Source organism: Caulobacter sp. FV1ye6ST (assembly GCF_058681225.1).
Genome location: NZ_CM178733.1, coordinates 3,219,256 through 3,233,960, shown reverse-complemented (window position 1 = coordinate 3,233,960; position 14,705 = coordinate 3,219,256). Strand labels below are relative to the sequence as shown.

Annotated in this window: 16 protein-coding genes; 6 read left to right on the top strand and 10 right to left on the bottom strand. The window is 68.8% G+C overall.

Going from position 1 to position 14,705, the window contains the following annotated elements; translation table 11 throughout:
* Nucleotides 1–184 precede the first annotated feature (184 nt).
* From ACW175_RS15545 to ACW175_RS15535, 3 genes are all read left to right on the top strand, one after another.
* Nucleotides 185–529 carry a hypothetical protein gene (locus ACW175_RS15545; protein ID WP_492100953.1) on the top strand — a complete coding sequence of 115 codons (345 nt, stop codon included), beginning with the start codon at nucleotides 185–187 and terminating at the stop codon, nucleotides 527–529.
* Between the two features lie 77 nt (nucleotides 530–606).
* Entirely contained in the window at nucleotides 607–798 is a 192-nt protein-coding gene (locus ACW175_RS15540) for a hypothetical protein (RefSeq protein ID WP_492100952.1), read from the top strand.
* Nucleotides 799–960: 162 nt separating this feature from the next.
* Nucleotides 961–1,695: a hypothetical protein gene (locus ACW175_RS15535; protein WP_492100951.1), complete on the top strand. Its 735-nt coding sequence runs from the start codon at nucleotides 961–963 to the stop codon at nucleotides 1,693–1,695.
* Nucleotides 1,696–1,699: 4 nt separating this feature from the next.
* Here the strand turns inward: ACW175_RS15535 and ACW175_RS15530 are convergent, their stop codons facing one another.
* Together ACW175_RS15530 and ACW175_RS15525 are read right to left on the bottom strand one after the other, a co-directional pair.
* Nucleotides 1,700–2,194 (bottom strand): PIN domain-containing protein, encoded by a 495-nt coding sequence (locus ACW175_RS15530; RefSeq protein WP_492100950.1) that lies wholly within the window; start codon nucleotides 2,192–2,194, stop codon nucleotides 1,700–1,702.
* Entirely contained in the window at nucleotides 2,194–2,445 is a 252-nt protein-coding gene (locus tag ACW175_RS15525) for a type II toxin-antitoxin system Phd/YefM family antitoxin (protein WP_492100949.1), read from the bottom strand. Before ACW175_RS15525 ends, ACW175_RS15530 begins: the two co-directional genes overlap by 1 nt.
* 204 nt (nucleotides 2,446–2,649) lie before the next feature.
* Here ACW175_RS15525 and ACW175_RS15520 point away from each other — a divergent pair, with 204 nt between their 5' ends.
* Nucleotides 2,650–4,014, top strand: a complete 1,365-nt coding sequence (locus ACW175_RS15520) for a cation:proton antiporter (protein ID WP_492100948.1) — start codon at nucleotides 2,650–2,652, stop codon at nucleotides 4,012–4,014.
* A 48-nt stretch (nucleotides 4,015–4,062) separates the two neighbouring features.
* On the opposite strand, the gene ACW175_RS15515 is transcribed toward ACW175_RS15520, so the two are convergent.
* The 4 genes from ACW175_RS15515 to ACW175_RS15500 form a co-directional block, all read right to left on the bottom strand.
* Nucleotides 4,063–4,530, bottom strand: coding sequence for an SRPBCC domain-containing protein (locus ACW175_RS15515; RefSeq protein WP_492100947.1), 468 nt, complete (start codon nucleotides 4,528–4,530; stop codon nucleotides 4,063–4,065).
* Complete coding sequence (locus tag ACW175_RS15510; protein ID WP_492100946.1) at nucleotides 4,523–4,876, bottom strand: ArsR/SmtB family transcription factor; 354 nt, start codon at nucleotides 4,874–4,876, stop codon at nucleotides 4,523–4,525. The genes ACW175_RS15515 and ACW175_RS15510 overlap by 8 nt, the downstream gene beginning before the upstream one ends.
* Before the next feature lie 60 nt (nucleotides 4,877–4,936).
* On the bottom strand, nucleotides 4,937–6,484 hold the full coding sequence (locus tag ACW175_RS15505; protein ID WP_492100945.1) for a tryptophan halogenase family protein: 1,548 nt from the start codon (nucleotides 6,482–6,484) through the stop codon (nucleotides 4,937–4,939).
* 79 nt (nucleotides 6,485–6,563) lie between these two features.
* Nucleotides 6,564–7,400, bottom strand: a complete 837-nt coding sequence (locus ACW175_RS15500; RefSeq protein ID WP_492100944.1) for a LytR/AlgR family response regulator transcription factor — start codon at nucleotides 7,398–7,400, stop codon at nucleotides 6,564–6,566.
* Nucleotides 7,401–7,529: 129 nt separating this feature from the next.
* Between ACW175_RS15500 and ACW175_RS15495 the strand changes: the two genes are divergently transcribed.
* Nucleotides 7,530–9,518 (top strand): TonB-dependent receptor plug domain-containing protein, encoded by a 1,989-nt coding sequence (locus tag ACW175_RS15495; protein WP_492100943.1) that lies wholly within the window; start codon nucleotides 7,530–7,532, stop codon nucleotides 9,516–9,518.
* An 18-nt stretch (nucleotides 9,519–9,536) separates the two neighbouring features.
* On the opposite strand, the gene ACW175_RS15490 is transcribed toward ACW175_RS15495, so the two are convergent.
* The 4 genes from ACW175_RS15490 to ACW175_RS15475 form a co-directional block, all read right to left on the bottom strand.
* A complete protein-coding gene (locus ACW175_RS15490; RefSeq protein WP_492100942.1) occupies nucleotides 9,537–10,760 on the bottom strand; it encodes a PQQ-dependent sugar dehydrogenase in 1,224 nt (407 codons plus the stop codon).
* A gap of 34 nt (nucleotides 10,761–10,794) precedes the next feature.
* A complete protein-coding gene (locus tag ACW175_RS15485) occupies nucleotides 10,795–11,853 on the bottom strand; it encodes an oxidoreductase (RefSeq protein ID WP_492100941.1) in 1,059 nt (352 codons plus the stop codon).
* A gap of 70 nt (nucleotides 11,854–11,923) precedes the next feature.
* Nucleotides 11,924–13,198: an MFS transporter gene (locus tag ACW175_RS15480; RefSeq protein ID WP_492100940.1), complete on the bottom strand. Its 1,275-nt coding sequence runs from the start codon at nucleotides 13,196–13,198 to the stop codon at nucleotides 11,924–11,926.
* A gap of 29 nt (nucleotides 13,199–13,227) precedes the next feature.
* Nucleotides 13,228–14,052, bottom strand: a complete 825-nt coding sequence (locus ACW175_RS15475; RefSeq protein WP_492100939.1) for a 2-keto-4-pentenoate hydratase — start codon at nucleotides 14,050–14,052, stop codon at nucleotides 13,228–13,230.
* Nucleotides 14,053–14,306: 254 nt separating this feature from the next.
* On the opposite strand from ACW175_RS15475, the gene ACW175_RS15470 reads away from it, so the two are divergent.
* Complete coding sequence (locus ACW175_RS15470; protein ID WP_492100938.1) at nucleotides 14,307–14,675, top strand: BlaI/MecI/CopY family transcriptional regulator; 369 nt, start codon at nucleotides 14,307–14,309, stop codon at nucleotides 14,673–14,675.
* Nucleotides 14,676–14,705: the final 30 nt, after the last annotated feature.

Genomic DNA, 14,705 nt, shown 5'->3' with positions numbered 1-14,705 from the left:
TATGCGCGGAGCTCGCTCCCGCAACTTCAAATGTCCGGCAGGCGGCCACGATCGGCAATGTTCGTGCTGAAAATCCAGTTGAGAATTCGCCACTTCGACTTTTTCAACACAATCGACCCGTTGCGGACCTCGGCCCAAGCGCTAGCGTGCGGTCATGGAAAAGAACCGAGGATATCGAGCCGCGATGCTCCTGATCGGCTTCGGCTTACTCGCTCTGTCCGCCTGTAGCCGTAAAGCCTTTCAGTCGACCGCGCCGGACGATGCCACGGGTGTCTGCTATCGGCGACTTGAGTGGTTCGAGGCCGGTGCGCTTCATGACCGCTTCGAGGCGCTAGTCGTCGTGCAATCGTCCAAGTCTGCGACGGACATGGCCCGCCTGACGGACATGGAAGAGGCCAACTTAGGTTCGCCGTTTGGCCACCATCTGGTACCCAATCACTGGCATAGCGCCTGGCTGACCGACACTACACATGACTTCACCCAAGGGCCCTCGTGCGCGCACCTACCGGGATTTATCGAGCGCCGATGATGTCTGCTCCCCACCCCTTGCGGGATTTAGCACCGCCGGCTCTATAAGCTTCAGGCGCGAGGTGCAGAGTACGAGCCATGCCGAAGTACAAGGTCGAATGGCACATCGGTGGCCGGAAGCTCAGACTTGGCACCTTGACCTTTAGCGATGACGAGGGGGCCATTTCGGAAGTGGCCGAGGTTTGCCGTCGCGACGGGCTTGGTGCCACCATCACACGACCTGATCGCAAGCTCACCGTAGCGAATATCGCCGGGCCGGAGTCCTCCTAACCACCCAAAGCTGACCCTGACTACGTCCGGTTGCCGACCGCCGGTGTGGCGCCACGCGCCGCGACGCTCATGACTCCCCCGATCACGTTCGCGCGCCTGGCGGAACGGCCCGGCCGATTCCCGGGTTGATGTGGCGTGGTTTAATCGTGCGAGTTCACGGACATGACGTCGCCAGTCCTCAGATCCACCCGAACCGTCGGCGCCGCGCGTCGATGCGGCGTGGCCTTGTTGGCGCTGTGCCTGGGCGTCGGGACCGCCGATGCTGCGCTGGCGGGCAAGCGGCAGAAGGCGCCGCAAACGTCCGCCGAGGCCAATACCGACAGCCTCGGCTCGGCCGTCGCCGCGCCGCTGCGCGACATCAACCTGGTGCGCTCGGAGATCCCCGACCTGCTGAAGAAGGCCCAGACCGACCCCTACGCCCCGCCGTCGCCCGGCTGCGCGCCGCTGAAGGCCGAGATCGCGCGGTTCGACGAGGTTCTCGGCGACGACTATGACGACCGCGACGAGGACAAGAAGGACGAGCAGGGCGGCATGACGCGGCCGGTCCTGGGCGTGGTGGCCAGCACGATCACCGACGTCATCCCGATGCGCGGCTGGGTCCGCCGCCTGACCGGGGCCGAGCGCCATGACCAGATGGTCCGCGACGCCATCAAGGCCGGCTTCGTTCGGCGCGGCTATCTGAAGGGGCTCTACAACGCCGGGACCTGCAAGGGGAACCGCCTGGTGTTCGTCGCCGCCAAGCCCGCGCCGCCGCCGGTGCTGGTCGCCGCCGAGCCCGTTCCGGTGCTGATCGCGGCCGAAGCGCAGGCCCCGACGCCGCGCGTCGACGCTCCGCTCGCGCCGTTCACGACGACCGTGCGGGTCGCCGCCGCGACCGACGTGACAGGCGTTCAGTAGGGCCTCAGCCCCGGACGAAGATGTTGCGCAGCCACTGGGCGCCGACCTTGGCGGCCTCGCCCCAGTCCTCCTCCTGCTCTTCGGGCTTGTAGCCCCAGGGATTGAATACCCTCAGGCGCGGAACCTTGGCGTAGGTCGCCGTGTCGCGCGTGGCCAGGGTCAGGCCATGCTCCAGGGCGGTGGCGGCCAGCAGGGCGTCGCGACCGTCGGCCAGCGGGACCTGCGCGCGGCGACGCACCACGGCGGCGTCGATCGCCAGGACGCGGCCGTCGAAGGCGGGAAGGACGCGGCTGTCCAGCCATTCGCGCAGTCGAGGCGCCTGGACCTTGTCCTTGCGTTCGGCGCGGGCCGTCACCGTCTCCAGTTCCAGCAGGGTCAGGGCCGAGATGAACAGGCTGGCGCGCGCCGCCGCGCCGGCCCAGGCGGCGAGGCCAGGATCAGTCGCGCCGGCCTTGGCGTTGCGCAGCTCGAAGACGAGGTCGGTGTCCAGCAGGTGCATCAGCCGCCGTCGCCTCCGTCCCAGCGGTTCCAGGTCTCGGTCGAGCGCGGCGGGTCGATCGGCGCGACGCCGGGCATGGCCAGCAGGTCGACAATGGTCTCGGTCTGGCCGGTGAGCCGGCGATAGGCCTCGACGCTCATCAGCACATGGGTGGGCCGGCCGCGGTCGGTGACGAACACCGGCTCGAGTCGCGCCGCGCGCTTGGCCTGGCTGACATCCTGGTTGAATTCTCGGCTGGTCAGGACCTTCATGGCTTGCTCACCGCCGGAAAATGACAAGGCTGTCTGTAGGTACGTTACTACATAGTAGCGTTCCGGCAACAGAAAATGGACAACGAAAACAATCGACTGATGGCCGTGTCAAAAACGTGGGTTCCGGATTGCGCTCCGACGCGATGTTCGCCTTGCATGGGCTCAAGGCGTAAAGCCAGGGCGATCCATTTCGGGGGCGACTAGGTGTCAGACATTCTCGCGAGCACGCTCGCCACCTTGGCCGACGTGCTGTCGCCGCATGGTCCGGCCACCAAGGCAGCCGCCCACGGCTATGCGCCGGGCGACTTTTCGGTGCACTTCTTCCTGCAACTGACGGTCATCCTGCTGGCCTGCCGGGTGGTCGGCTGGCTGGGGCGGAAGCTGCTGGCCCAGCCGCAGGTGGTGGGCGAGATGATCGCCGGCGTGGTCCTGGGTCCGTCTCTGCTGGGCCTGCTGTTCCCCGACTTCCAGCTGGCCCTGTTCCCCAAGGAAACCAAGACCGTCCTCTATGTCGGTGCGCAGCTGGGCGTGGGGCTGTACATGTTCCTGGTCGGCACGACGTTCAAGGTCGAGCATTTCCGGGCCAAGGCCAGGAGCGCGTTCAGCGTCTCGCTGGCCGGGATCGTCACGCCGTTCCTGGTGGCCGTGGCCATCACCCCGTTGCTGCTGAAGGTCCCGGGCCTGTTCGCGCCCACCATCGGCGTCGCCAACGCCACCCTGTTCATGGGCGCCTGCATCGCCCTGACCGCCTTCCCGATGCTGGCCCGGATCATCAATGAGCGCGGCCTTCAGAACACCGCGCTGGGCACGCTGTCCCTGACGGCCGGGGCGTTCGACGACGCCTGCTCGTGGTGCGTGCTGGCCATCGTGCTGGCGACCTTCGGCGGCGGGCCGGGCGTGGCGGTGCTGGCGATCGGCGGCGGGGTGACCTACGCCCTGTTCCTGACCGTCTTCGGCCGCAAGCTGCTGGCCCCGCTGGGCCGCATGGTCGACAAGGCCGGCGAGATGACCCCGACGGTCATGGCCATCACCCTGATGCTGTTCTGCCTGTCGGCCTTCCTGATGGACGCGGTCGGCATCCACGCCATCTTCGGCGGCTTCATGCTGGGCGCGGTCATGCCGCGCGGCCTGTTCGTCGAGGAGCTGAAGAAGAAGGTCGAGCCGGTCGCCGTCGTGCTGCTGCTGCCGATGTTCTTCACCTATTCGGGCCTGAACACGCGCCTGGACATGGTCAGTTCGCCAACCCTGCTGCTGATCGCGGTGGGCGTTCTGCTGGCCTCGATCCTGGCCAAGGGCGTGGCCTGCTATGTCGCCGCGCGCCTGGCGGGCGAGAAGCACAACACCGCCATGGGCATCGGCGCCCTGATGAACTCGCGCGGCCTGATGGAGCTGATCATCATCAATATCGGCCTGCAGAAGGGCATCATTGGCCCGACCCTGTTCGCCATGCTGGTGCTGATGGCGATCGTCACCACCGTGATGGCCACCCCGCTGTTCGAGGCGGTCTACGGCCGCAAGGCCCGCGAGTCCGGCGAGCTGGGCGCGGCGCCGGACGCCGCGCGGGCCTAGGCGCCTTGTCATCTCCCTCCCCCTTGTGGGGGAGGGAGGTGTCACCGGCTACGCCGCCAGGGTGGCCAGCAGGGCGTCCAGCTGCTCGAACTGCTCGGGCAGGCCTTGCTCCCCGCCGGCCTGGGCCTCGAGCGCCGCCTTGCTGGGGTAGAGCTCGTGCACGGTCAGCAGCGTCTGGCCGTCGCGGTCCTCGAAGGTCACCGTGGTCACGGCGGCGTCCTCGCTTTCGTCATTGGTCCAGACAAGGCGCGAGGGCGGCTCGACTTCGAGGTAGCGGCCGAAGAAGGCCATGGTGTTCTCCGCGTCGCGGCCGAACGCCATGCGGTAGCCGCCGCCGACGCGGACATCCATTTCGCAGGACCAAAGCGGCACGCCCAACGACTTGGGCGCCCACCACAGCCGCATCAGCTCGGGCTTGGTCCAGGCCTCGAACACGATGCGGGGCGGACCGTTGAACAGGCGCGTGACGACGAACTCGCGGTCGGATTTTCGTTCGATTGTCGTAGGGTTACTCATCCATCTTCTCCTTGCGCATCAGTGCCTCGACCACGTGGTCCAGCGCGTCGAAACGCCTGGCCCACAGCTGGCGGTAGGTCTCGATCCAGGCGGCCTCTTCCTCCAGCTGGCGCTGGCCCAGCCGGCAGGTCCGCACCCGCCCGACCTTCTCCGTCGTCACGAAACCGGCGTCTTCCAGGACGCCGACGTGCTTCTTCATGCCCGTCAGGGTCATGTGGAACCTGTCGGCCAGCTCCGTGATCGAAGCGTCCGAACGGCCGAGCCGCTCCAGCACGCCGCGCCGGGTGGGATCCGAGAGGGCGGCGAACGATGCGTCGAGGCGGGAGGGGGGAGAATAATGAACCATATAGTTCAGTGTTAGCGCGAGGCCTCGCGACGCGCAAGGGGCGGCCGGGCGGAGAGTTGGCTAGACCTGTTCTGGCGCGAAGCCGAAGCGGTTGATCTGGGCGATCAAGTCGCGGTGGCTGGGCAGGTCCTGGGTGGCGCGGTCGGCGAAGCCGCGGATCTTGGCGAACAGCTTGGCGGCGGCGGCGACGTCCGGGAACTCGCCCCCGCCGTCGCCCAGATCGGTTTTGAAGCCCATGCCGTAGAGAATGTACTGGTAGTTGAAGAAGGCGAAGGTCTCCAGATCCAGGATGAAGTCGAACCGTGCCGGCGGCCGATAGCGCCACTGCTCCAGCAGCTCGGCCAGCCGCTCGGGGATCGAGGCGGGATCCCGGTTCGCGCGCCAGAACGGCTCGGTCCGGCGGCTGAGCGCGTAGTGCAGCTTCAGAAAGACGATGATGTTGTCGTAGCGCGCGGTCATCAGCGCGTTGAAGCGGCGGGCCGGGGCGCTGACCGGGCCGTTGTGCGGGAACAGCTCGGCGATCATCGCCACGGCCGCCTCGATCAGCACCACGCCGGTGGATTCCAGCGGCTCCAGGAAGCCGGCCGACAGGCCGACCGCGACGCAGTTGCCGATCCACTGCTTCTCGCGATAGCCGGCGTCGAAGCTGATCCTGCGCGCCTCGATCTCGGCCCCGCCGACATGTTCCCGCAGCACCGCCTCGGCGCGGTCGTCGGCCATGTGGTCGCTGGAATAGACGCAGCCGACGCCGCGCGCGCCGGCCAGGCCGATATCCCAGATCCAGCCGGCCTCATGGGCGGTGGCGATGGTGTAGCTCTGGATCGGCCCGTCGGGGCGGTCATAGGGCGTATGGCAGGCCAGCGCCCGGTCGGCGAACAGGATCGGCCGGACCGACTTGAACGGCGAGCCCAGCGCCTTGCCGATCAGCTCGGCGCGGAAGCCCGAGCAGTCGACATAGAGGTCGGCGGTCAGGTCGCCGTGCTCGGGCGAGGTGATCCGGGCGATGGCGCCGGTCTCGTCCAGGATCGTGTCGGAGACGGCGCCGCGCAGGTGGCGAACCCCCAGCTCACGGGCGCGCTCGGCCAGCACCTGGGCCAGCTTGGCGGCGTCGAAGTGGTAGGCGTAGTTCAGCGGTCCCGAAAAGTCGCTCTCGTGCGGCCGCTTGGGCGCGCGGGCGGCGTCGGCGACGCGGGCCTGGATGGTCACCGCCTCGGCGAACGGGGCGCGCGTCGCCTCGCTCTGCAGAAGCCAGTAGGGGGCCAGGCTGGTTCCCTCCGTCGAGAACGGCGCCTCGAACGGGTGGAAGAAGCTCTCGTGGCGGCCGTCCGTCGGCGCCTCCGCCCAGTCGACGAAGCGGATGCCCTGCTTGAAGGTCGCCGAGGTCTCGCGAATGAACCGCGCCTCGTCGATCCCCAAGAAGCGCAGGGTGTTGCGGATGGTGGGGAAGGTGGCCTCGCCGACCCCGACGATGCCGATGTCGGGCGACTCCAGCAGGGTGATGGTCAGGTCGCCCTGGTCGGCCACCCGCAAGGCCTTGGCCAGATAGGCGGCCGTAAGCCACCCCGCGGTCCCGCCGCCCACGATGAGGATGCTTCGCCTACGCTGCATGAGGAATTGATAGCAGAGTTCGCGGCGGGGGAGGGGCTTTCGACGTCGAGGCCGACGCGGGACGTTCAGGTCCCCGGGGTCAGGCGGCCGGACCCGCCGCGCGCCGGGCCAGGGCCTGGGCCAGCGCCGGCCGATAGCGGCGGCTGGCCGAGATGGTCGCTCCGTCGTTCAGCGACAACGTCGCATCGCCCGCCGGCTGGTTCTCGACACTGTTGACCACGACGGTGTTGACCAGGCGCGAACGGTGGATGCGCAGGAAGCCGGCGCTCTCCAGGCGCTGCTGCAGGCTGGCCAGGGTGGTGCGCATCAGGATGGCGCGCCCGCGGGCGAGGTGCAGTTCGACATAGTTGCCGGCCGCCTCGACCCACAGGATGTCGGCGACGGGAACATAGGTGGTCTGGGCGCCGTCGCGCACCTCGAGCACCGTGACGGGGGAGGTCGTGGACGTCCTGTTCCGGGCGGCCAGCAAGGCCTCGGCGCCCCAATAGACCAGGCCGAGCAGCAGATAGGTCAGGACATCCTTGTAGAGGTCGGCCAGATAGCCGTCCCACGATAGCGGAAGCGTGAAGCCCTGGCCGAGGCCGGCTTGGACGAGTGTACGCAACATCCGGGTCAGGCCGTAGTGGATCAACGACGCCACGGCCGCGCCGGCCGCGTGCAGCGGCAGGGCCAGCGCCCACGGGAAGCGCGGCGGAACCAGCGCCTTGAACGCTCGGACGATCGCCGGGACGAGCAGGAGCCAGATCATCGCGCTGCTGAACTCATCCAGTAGCGGCGCGAACAGGTCGACCGCATGGCCCGCGCGCGTCTGGCCAGCCAGGGTCGAGGCCAGGTTGCCGCCCACGGCGACCGACAACAGGGCGACCGTGATCGCGGTCGGAGCCCAGCGTCGCAGTCTGTCGCCGTCGCTCGTCACGCTGCCTCCGCCATTCGTCCCAACGCCCCAATCAGCCGTCACCACGGCGCCGCCACGCGGCCCATCGGCGTGGCGCGATCCGTCAGGCTGTCTATCTCGCAACGCTGCAAAACACCAAGGGACGCAGCCATGCCCATTCCGATCCTTCACGGCCTGCTGGCCACGCCTCTGGTCCTGGCCGCCCCGGCCGCCGCGGGACAGGAGGTCTATCCGCCCGCCTTCTTCGCGCCCTATGCGCCGCAGACCGCGCTCGACATGGTCGAGCGTCTGCCGGGGTTCCGGCTGGATCTCGGCGACGCGGGCGTGCGCGGCTTCACCGAGGCGGGAGGGAACGTGCTGGTCGACGGCGGCCGTCCGGCCAGCAAGAGCGGCGGGCTGGCGGCGGCGCTGGCGGCCATTCCCGCCGGGCAGGTCGACCGGATCGAGATCGTCCGGAGCGGGGCTTCGGCCAGCGAGGCTTCAGGCCAGGCGGTTGTGGCCAATATCGTGCGCGTGAATCGGCGCGCGGGCCTCGCGGCGAGCGCGGCGCTCTCCCGGAGCGGGGATCGCACGTCGGGCAAGGCCTCGATCACCGCGACCCGGGGTCTGGGACGTTTCGAAGTAGCGTCCACGACGACGTTCGACGCGCCGGGCGAGCGGTCGCACGGATTGCGCGCGGCGTTCGATCTGGCTGGCGGCGCGAAGGGGCGGGAGCGCCTGTCCTACGACGCCGACTTCCCGGAGTTGACCCAGCGCCTGACCCTGGGCGGAGCCTTGGCGGGGGGTGAGCTGAAGGCTTCGGGCAGCCTGACGCGGGCTTGGCTGTCGGAGGGCTTCGCCTTCGCTGGCGAGACCCAGACCCAGCGGTTCCCAAAGCGCACCGGGCGCTGGCGCGGCGAGGTCGGCGGTGACTGGTCCCGTCCGATCGCCGGCGCCTATGCCTTGAAGGTCCTCGGACTGGCCAGCGTCACCGATGTCGACGCGCGGTCCCGGAGCGAGGTCGAGGCTGGCGGGACGACGACGGCGACGACCACGGACCGCTTCGAGAGCCGGGCCGTGTCGCGCGAGACCATCGCCCGCGCCGTCGTGTCGCGCGGCGATCCGGCGCCGCTGCGACCGGAGATCGGCGTCGAGATCGCCTGGAACGATCTGGACAGCCGGTCGGAGGCCGCCACGTTTGGCGCGGCGCCCACGCGCTCGGCCTCGGCGGTGGTGGTGTCCGAGATCCGGGGGCAGGCGTTCGCCACGCTGAACTGGCGGCCCGCGCCGCGCTGGACCCTGACGGCGGGGACCGCTTATGAGGCCTCGCGCATCCGGGCGAGTGGCGAGGGCGAGACAGACGGCCGGCGCTTCGGCGTCTTCAAGCCCAGCCTGACGGCGGCCTATCGCCCCGACGAACGCAGCGATCTGCGTCTCTCCGTACGCCGTTCGGTCGGCCAACTGTCGTTCGGCGACTTCGCGGCCTCGGCCAACCTCGCGGAAGGCAAGGCTTCCGACGGCAACGCCGACTTGCGGCCGGATCACAGGACGACGATGGCGCTGGACTACGACCGACGTTTCGGCCGGCGCGGGGCGTTCAGCCTGAAGCTGTCGCGCGACTGGCGTGGCGAGGTGCTGGAGGCCGGTGTCCTGCCGTCCGGCGCCTTTGGCGTGGTCAATGTGCGCAAGGCGCGGGTCTGGAGCGCGTCGGCGAGCCTGGAGGCGCCGACCGATCCCCTCCTGCCGGGGGGGATGCTCAGGCTGGTCGTCACGCGCCAGGACTCGCGGCTGGCCGATCCGATCACCGGCGCGCCTCGGCGGCTGAACGGCTTCCAGCCGACGCGCTTCGACGCCGGGTTTCGCCAGGACCTGGCGGCCTTCTCCTGGGGCGTCGACTATGCGGGGAGCTATCGCAAGGGGTTCTGGTACGCCGACGAAGCGCGAGTGCTGGACCACGGCCAGGACGTGGGCCTGTTCGTCGAGACCCGGCGCTTCCACGGCGTCAGGACCACGCTGCGGGTCGACGGCCTGACCGGCACGCGGAACACCTATCGTCGCGTGCTATGGCCCGCTAGCCGGGCCGGCGAGGCTGGCGGGCGGGAGGTCTGGGATATCCGAACGCCTCTGGTGGGGACGCTGTCGGTCAGCCGCAATTTCTGAGTGACGCGGTCCCGCGCTTCACCCCTTCGGTGTCACCTTGATCAGCTTGCCGTCTTCCTCGTCGGTCAGGACGTAGATCGCGCCGTCCGGGCCGACGGCGACGTCGCGGACGCGGGCGCCGATGTCGGTGAACAGGCGTTCCTCGCCGACGACCTTGCCGTCCTTGAGGACCAGGCGGTCGACGTGCTTTTCCCTCAGCGAGCCAATCAGCACGCTGCCTTTCAGGCCCGGGAACAGGCCGGATTCGTAGAAAGCCATGCCGGAGGGGGCGATCACCGGGTCCCAGTAGTAGACCGGCTGCTCCATGCCGGCCTGCGCGGTGAGGCTGTCGCCGATCGGCTTGCCGGAATATTCCTCGCCATAGGTGATGGTCGCCCAGCCGTAGTTCTTGCCGGCCTCGGGGTGGTTCAGCTCGTCGCCGCCGCGCGCGCCGTGCTCGACCGTCCACAGCCTACCGCTGGGATCGAGGGCGGCGGCCTGGAGGTTGCGGTGGCCCAGCGACCAGATCTCGGGCCTGGCGCCGGGGGTCTTCACGAACGGGTTGTCCTTGGGGATCGAGCCGTCGGCGTTGATGCGGATGACCTTGCCGAGCGTGGCGTCCAGGTGCTGGGCCTGGACGCGGCCCTCCAGGATCGAGCGCTCGCCGGTGGTTATGAACAGCTTGCCGTCCCTGGCGAACACCAGGCGGCCGCCGAAGTGCAGCGCGCTGTCCATCTTCGGCGCCTGGCGCCAGAGGACCCGGACGTTCTCGAGCCTGGGGGCGGCGCCGGTCACGAGCTTCCCGCGCGCCACGGCCGTGCCGTTCACGCCGCCGTCCGCTTCGGCATAGGCCCAGTAGACCAGGCCGTTCCTGGCGTAGGCGGGATCCAGCGCCACGCCCAGCAGGCCGCCCTGGCCCCGCGCGAACACCGCCGGCAGGCCCTCGACGGCCGGCGACAGCTTGCCGTCCTTGCCGAAGATTCGCAGGCGGCCGGCCCGCTCGGTCAGCAGGATGTCGCCGCTGGGCAGGAAGGCCATGCCCCAGGGATGGGACAGGCCGCTGGCCAGGGTCGTGTACTGGCCGACCGTGTTCGAGTTCAGGCCCGGCGCGCGGGTCTGGCCCACGAAGGCCGGCTTCTGGTCGGGCGCATTGGCCGCCCGGCTCTCGACAGGCGCTCCGGCCTGCGTCTGGGCGGGAGCGGGACCACAGGCGACCAGAGCGGCGGCGAGGGCGGCGGAGGCGGTGAGCAGGGAAGCGCGCATGGCTGCGAGGTTAAGCGGGTTTTCTGGGCGGGGGCTACCCGGTTTGGGCGGGCAGCTCTCGCCGTTCGTGCGAGGCGCGCTGGGCCAGCTCCAGCAGCGCCATTGTCCGCAGCGCCTGCTCCACTGGCACGGGGGACGGGGCGCCGTGGAGAATGGCGTCGCGGACCCCGGCGTAGAAGGCGCGGTAGTCCGACGGTTCGGGCGAGACGGGTGCGTGGAGCTGGGCGTCGTTCTCCACGGTGGTCAGCACGCCGGGGCGGGTGTCGACGCCATAGCCGGCCGCGCCTGGAGTCATGCCGGCCTTCAGCTGGCCCTCCTGCGGGTCGAGGCCGTGCTTGACGAAGCTGGCCTTCGTGCCATGGACCGCCAGGCGCGGGTCGGCGGCGGCGGTCAGCAGGCTGCCGTGCAGGATCACACGCAGGACCGGATAGCGCAGGGTGACGTGGAAATAGTCGTCCGCGCCCGCGCCCGCGCCCTGGCGCTGGACGCCGATGTCGGCGGCGATGGCCAGGGGCTGGCCGAACAGGGCGAGGGCCTGGTCCAGCAGGTGGGGGCCAAGGTCCATCCAGGCGCCGGCGCCCGGGCCGGCCCGCTCGCGCCAGCGGTCGCGCACCTGGGGGCGGAAGCGGTCGAAATGGCTCTCGAACTGGACGATCTCGCCCAGGACCTCATCGGCCATGAGGCGCTGGAGGGTGAGAAAGTCGCTGTCCCAGCGGCGGTTGTGGAACACGGCCAGCGGCTTGCCGGCCGCCTTGGCCGCATCGGCCATGGTCCGGGCCTCGGAGGTCGTGACGGCGAAGGGCTTGTCGACGACCACCGCCTTGCCGGCGGCCAGCGCGGCGATCGCCTGGGGCGCGTGCAGGGCGTTGGGCGTGGCGATGACCACCAGGTCGATGGCTGGATCGGCCAGGGCCGCTTCGAGTTCGGCGAGGACGCGGACGTCCTGAAAGTCGGCGGCGACCTTGGCCGGATCGCTGGACACCACCGTGTGCAACGAAAGGCCCGGCGTCGCGGCGATCAGCGGGGCGTGGAAGGTCTTGCCGACATAGCCGTAGCCGACCAGAGCGACTTGAAGATTGGGGGACGTGGCCATGCCCGCCTTCTAACGAAAAAGGCCGGGGATTGCTCCCCGGCCTTCGTCGTTTCAGTGCGGTGTCGATCGGTCAGATCTTCACCGGCTCCATCTTGGGTGTCAGCAGGTGGATGACCAGCAGGGCGATCAGATAGGCGCTGCCGGCGACGATGAAGATCGGGGTGTAGCTGCCGATCTGGTCCAGGACCTTGCCGATATATTTCGAGAAGGCCATGCCCCCGAAGGCGCCCAACATGCCGCCGATGCCGACGACCGAACCGACCGCGGCGCGCGGGAACACGTCCGACGGCAGGGTGTAGAGGTTGGCCGAGAAGCCCTGGTGGGCGGCGGTGGCGACGCCGATGATCAGCACGGCCAGCCAGACGCTGTCGGCCTTGGCGGCGAACATCACTGGCACGGCCAGCAGGGCGCAGACCAGCATGGTCAGCTTGCGGGCCTTGTTGATGGTGGCGCCGTTCTTCATCAGGGTCGACGACATCCAGCCGCCGGCGACCGAACCGACGTCGCTCAGCAGATAGATGGCGATCAGCGGCGGGCCGAACGACTTCAGGTCCAGGCCGTAGCGCTTGCCCAGGAAGTCCGGCAGCCAGAACAGGAACATCCACCAGATCGGGTCGATCAGGAACTTGCCCAGGGCGAAGGCCCAGGTTTCCCTCTTGGTCAGCAGCTTGGCCCAGCCGATCTTTTCGACGGGGTCGGCCGGATCCTGCTCGATATAGGCCAGCTCGGCCGCGCCCAGGCGCTTCTGCTCGCGCGGGCGGCGATAGACCAGCAGCCAGATCGGCAGCCAGACCAGGCCGGCGACGCCGGTGACGATGAAGGCCATCTGCCAGCCGAACGCCAGCACGATGCCGGGAACGACCAGGGGCGTGACGATGGCGCCGATATTGGTGCCGGCGTTGAACAGGCCGGTGGCGAAGGCGCGTTCCTTCTTGGGGAACCACTCGGCCACGGCCTTGATGCCGCCGGGGAAGCCGCCGGCCTCACCGATGCCCAGACCCATGCGGGCGGCCACGAAGCCGCCGAAGCCGGCCGCCGCCGCGTGGGCGATGTGGGCGATCTGCCAGATCGCGAACGCGACGCCGAAGCCCCAGCGGGCCCCGATCTTGTCCATGATCTTGCCCCAGGCCAGGTACGCGATCGCGTACGCCATCTGGAAATAGAACACGAGGTCGGCGTAGTGGGTCTCGTCCCAGCCGAATTCCTTCGACAGATCGGCTTTAAGAAGGCCGATCGTCTGGCGATCGACGTAGTTGATGACCATAGCCGCGAACAGCAGGCTGACGATCACCCAACGGTACCGCCCGATCTTCTCGGATGGTTCGGGCGCTTTCGAAAAGTCCATGGACACGCGTCCTTCCCCTTATGGTCTTCTTATTTGGCCGGGACGGCGATGCAGTCCACGGTTCCGTACGGGCCGAAGCTTACATGGGCGACATCGCCGGCGACCACGTCGTGAATGCCGGTGGTGGCGCCGGTGGTGACGATCATGCCCTTCTTCAGCGGCTTGCCGCGCGCCGCGACGGTTCCCAGCAGGAAAGCCAGGGCGGCGAGCGGAGAGCCCGGGATGGTCGCGGCCGAGGCCGTGCCCAGCGACTTGCCGTTGATGACGGTCTCGACCGGCATATCCTCCCAGGCGATGTCGCGCCAGTTGGAAATGGCCTGACCAATGATCTGACCATCGTTGTTGCCGAAGTCGGAGGCCACGACCGTCGGGCCCAGGGCGTTGATGGTCTTCAGCGGGCTGCCGGCGATCTCGACGCCGACCAGCAGTTCGCCGACATACTCGGCGGCCTCTTCGGCGGTCCACTCGGTCTTGTCCGCCGGCGCGTCCTTGCCCAGGCGGACGATGAACTCGGCCTCGACGGCGCAGAAGCCGCCGTCGATGGCGCGGAATTTATTGGGCTGGCCGTCGGTCGAGGCGTCCTGGACCTTGGACTTGAAGATGCAGCCGGCCAGGCGGTCGACGCCCAGGCGCTCGCGATGCTGCGGCGGCACAAGGCCCACCTTCCAGCCGACCAACTCGTCCGGCCAGGCGGCGATGGCCAGATCCTGGACGGCGTAGCCTTCCGCCATGGTCGAGGGAATCACCCCGCCCGGATAGCCGGGGACGCTGACGCCCTCTTGGCGGGCCTTGACGAATTGGGGAGCAATGGCCGCGGGGGCGAAAACCTCGCTATCGGCCTCAGAAACGGTCACGCCGCTAATCCTCCCTCGAATATTCGGCACAGGTCCCGCTTGGCGGGCCATGGTCACAGGTTTGGGGAGTCTCTAGTGGAAACCGGTGTCATTGACAATGAGGCGCGAACGCCGACGCGACGCGCGCGGCGGCGCCCGAGCCCATGGAGTCCGGGACCCCGCTGGCGGGCCGCAGCCTAGGCCGGGCGCCAGACGCGGCTTGACAGGCGTAATAGCGGGTATAGCGTCCCGGGTGAATTACGGATGTAAGTGTCATGCACATCACCGCCGCCGAAGCGCATGTCATGGAAGCCCTCTGGCGCCGCCAGCCGATGTCGGCCGATGACCTGGTGGCCGAAGTTGGCGCGTCCCAGCAGTGGGGCGAGGCCACGGTCAAGACGCTGATCAACCGCCTGCTGAAGAAGAAGGCGATCAAGTCAGAGCGCGCCGATGGCAAGCACGGCTATCGTCCGCTGATCGACCGCAGCGCCTATGTCCATTCCGAGAGCCAGGGCCTGCTGGACCGCCTGTTCGAGGGCCAGCTGGCCCCGCTGATCAGCCACTTCGCCCAGCACCGCCCGCTGCGGGCCGACGAGGTGGAGAAGCTGAAGACGCTGATCGACGGGATGGCGGAGAAGGGCTGAAGCTCTCGTCTCCAATCGACCTCCAAAATC

What these genes read in the sequence shown, in the direction of transcription:
- ACW175_RS15545 (WP_492100953.1), top strand. Translation starts at nt 185, where the DNA reads ATGCTCCTGATCGGCTTCGGCTTACTCGCTCTGTCCGCCTGTAGCCGT.
- ACW175_RS15540 (WP_492100952.1), top strand. Translation starts at nt 607, where the DNA reads ATGCCGAAGTACAAGGTCGAATGGCACATCGGTGGCCGGAAGCTCAGA.
- ACW175_RS15535 (WP_492100951.1), top strand. Translation starts at nt 961, where the DNA reads ATGACGTCGCCAGTCCTCAGATCCACCCGAACCGTCGGCGCCGCGCGT.
- ACW175_RS15530 (WP_492100950.1), bottom strand. Translation starts at nt 2,194, where the DNA reads ATGCACCTGCTGGACACCGACCTCGTCTTCGAGCTGCGCAACGCCAAG.
- ACW175_RS15525 (WP_492100949.1), bottom strand. Translation starts at nt 2,445, where the DNA reads ATGAAGGTCCTGACCAGCCGAGAATTCAACCAGGATGTCAGCCAGGCC.
- ACW175_RS15515 (WP_492100947.1), bottom strand. Translation starts at nt 4,530, where the DNA reads ATGAGTAACCCTACGACAATCGAACGAAAATCCGACCGCGAGTTCGTC.
- ACW175_RS15510 (WP_492100946.1), bottom strand. Translation starts at nt 4,876, where the DNA reads ATGGTTCATTATTCTCCCCCCTCCCGCCTCGACGCATCGTTCGCCGCC.
- ACW175_RS15505 (WP_492100945.1), bottom strand. Translation starts at nt 6,484, where the DNA reads ATGCAGCGTAGGCGAAGCATCCTCATCGTGGGCGGCGGGACCGCGGGG.
- ACW175_RS15495 (WP_492100943.1), top strand. Translation starts at nt 7,530, where the DNA reads ATGCCCATTCCGATCCTTCACGGCCTGCTGGCCACGCCTCTGGTCCTG.
- ACW175_RS15490 (WP_492100942.1), bottom strand. Translation starts at nt 10,760, where the DNA reads ATGCGCGCTTCCCTGCTCACCGCCTCCGCCGCCCTCGCCGCCGCTCTG.
- ACW175_RS15485 (WP_492100941.1), bottom strand. Translation starts at nt 11,853, where the DNA reads ATGGCCACGTCCCCCAATCTTCAAGTCGCTCTGGTCGGCTACGGCTAT.
- ACW175_RS15480 (WP_492100940.1), bottom strand. Translation starts at nt 13,198, where the DNA reads ATGGACTTTTCGAAAGCGCCCGAACCATCCGAGAAGATCGGGCGGTAC.
- ACW175_RS15470 (WP_492100938.1), top strand. Translation starts at nt 14,307, where the DNA reads ATGCACATCACCGCCGCCGAAGCGCATGTCATGGAAGCCCTCTGGCGC.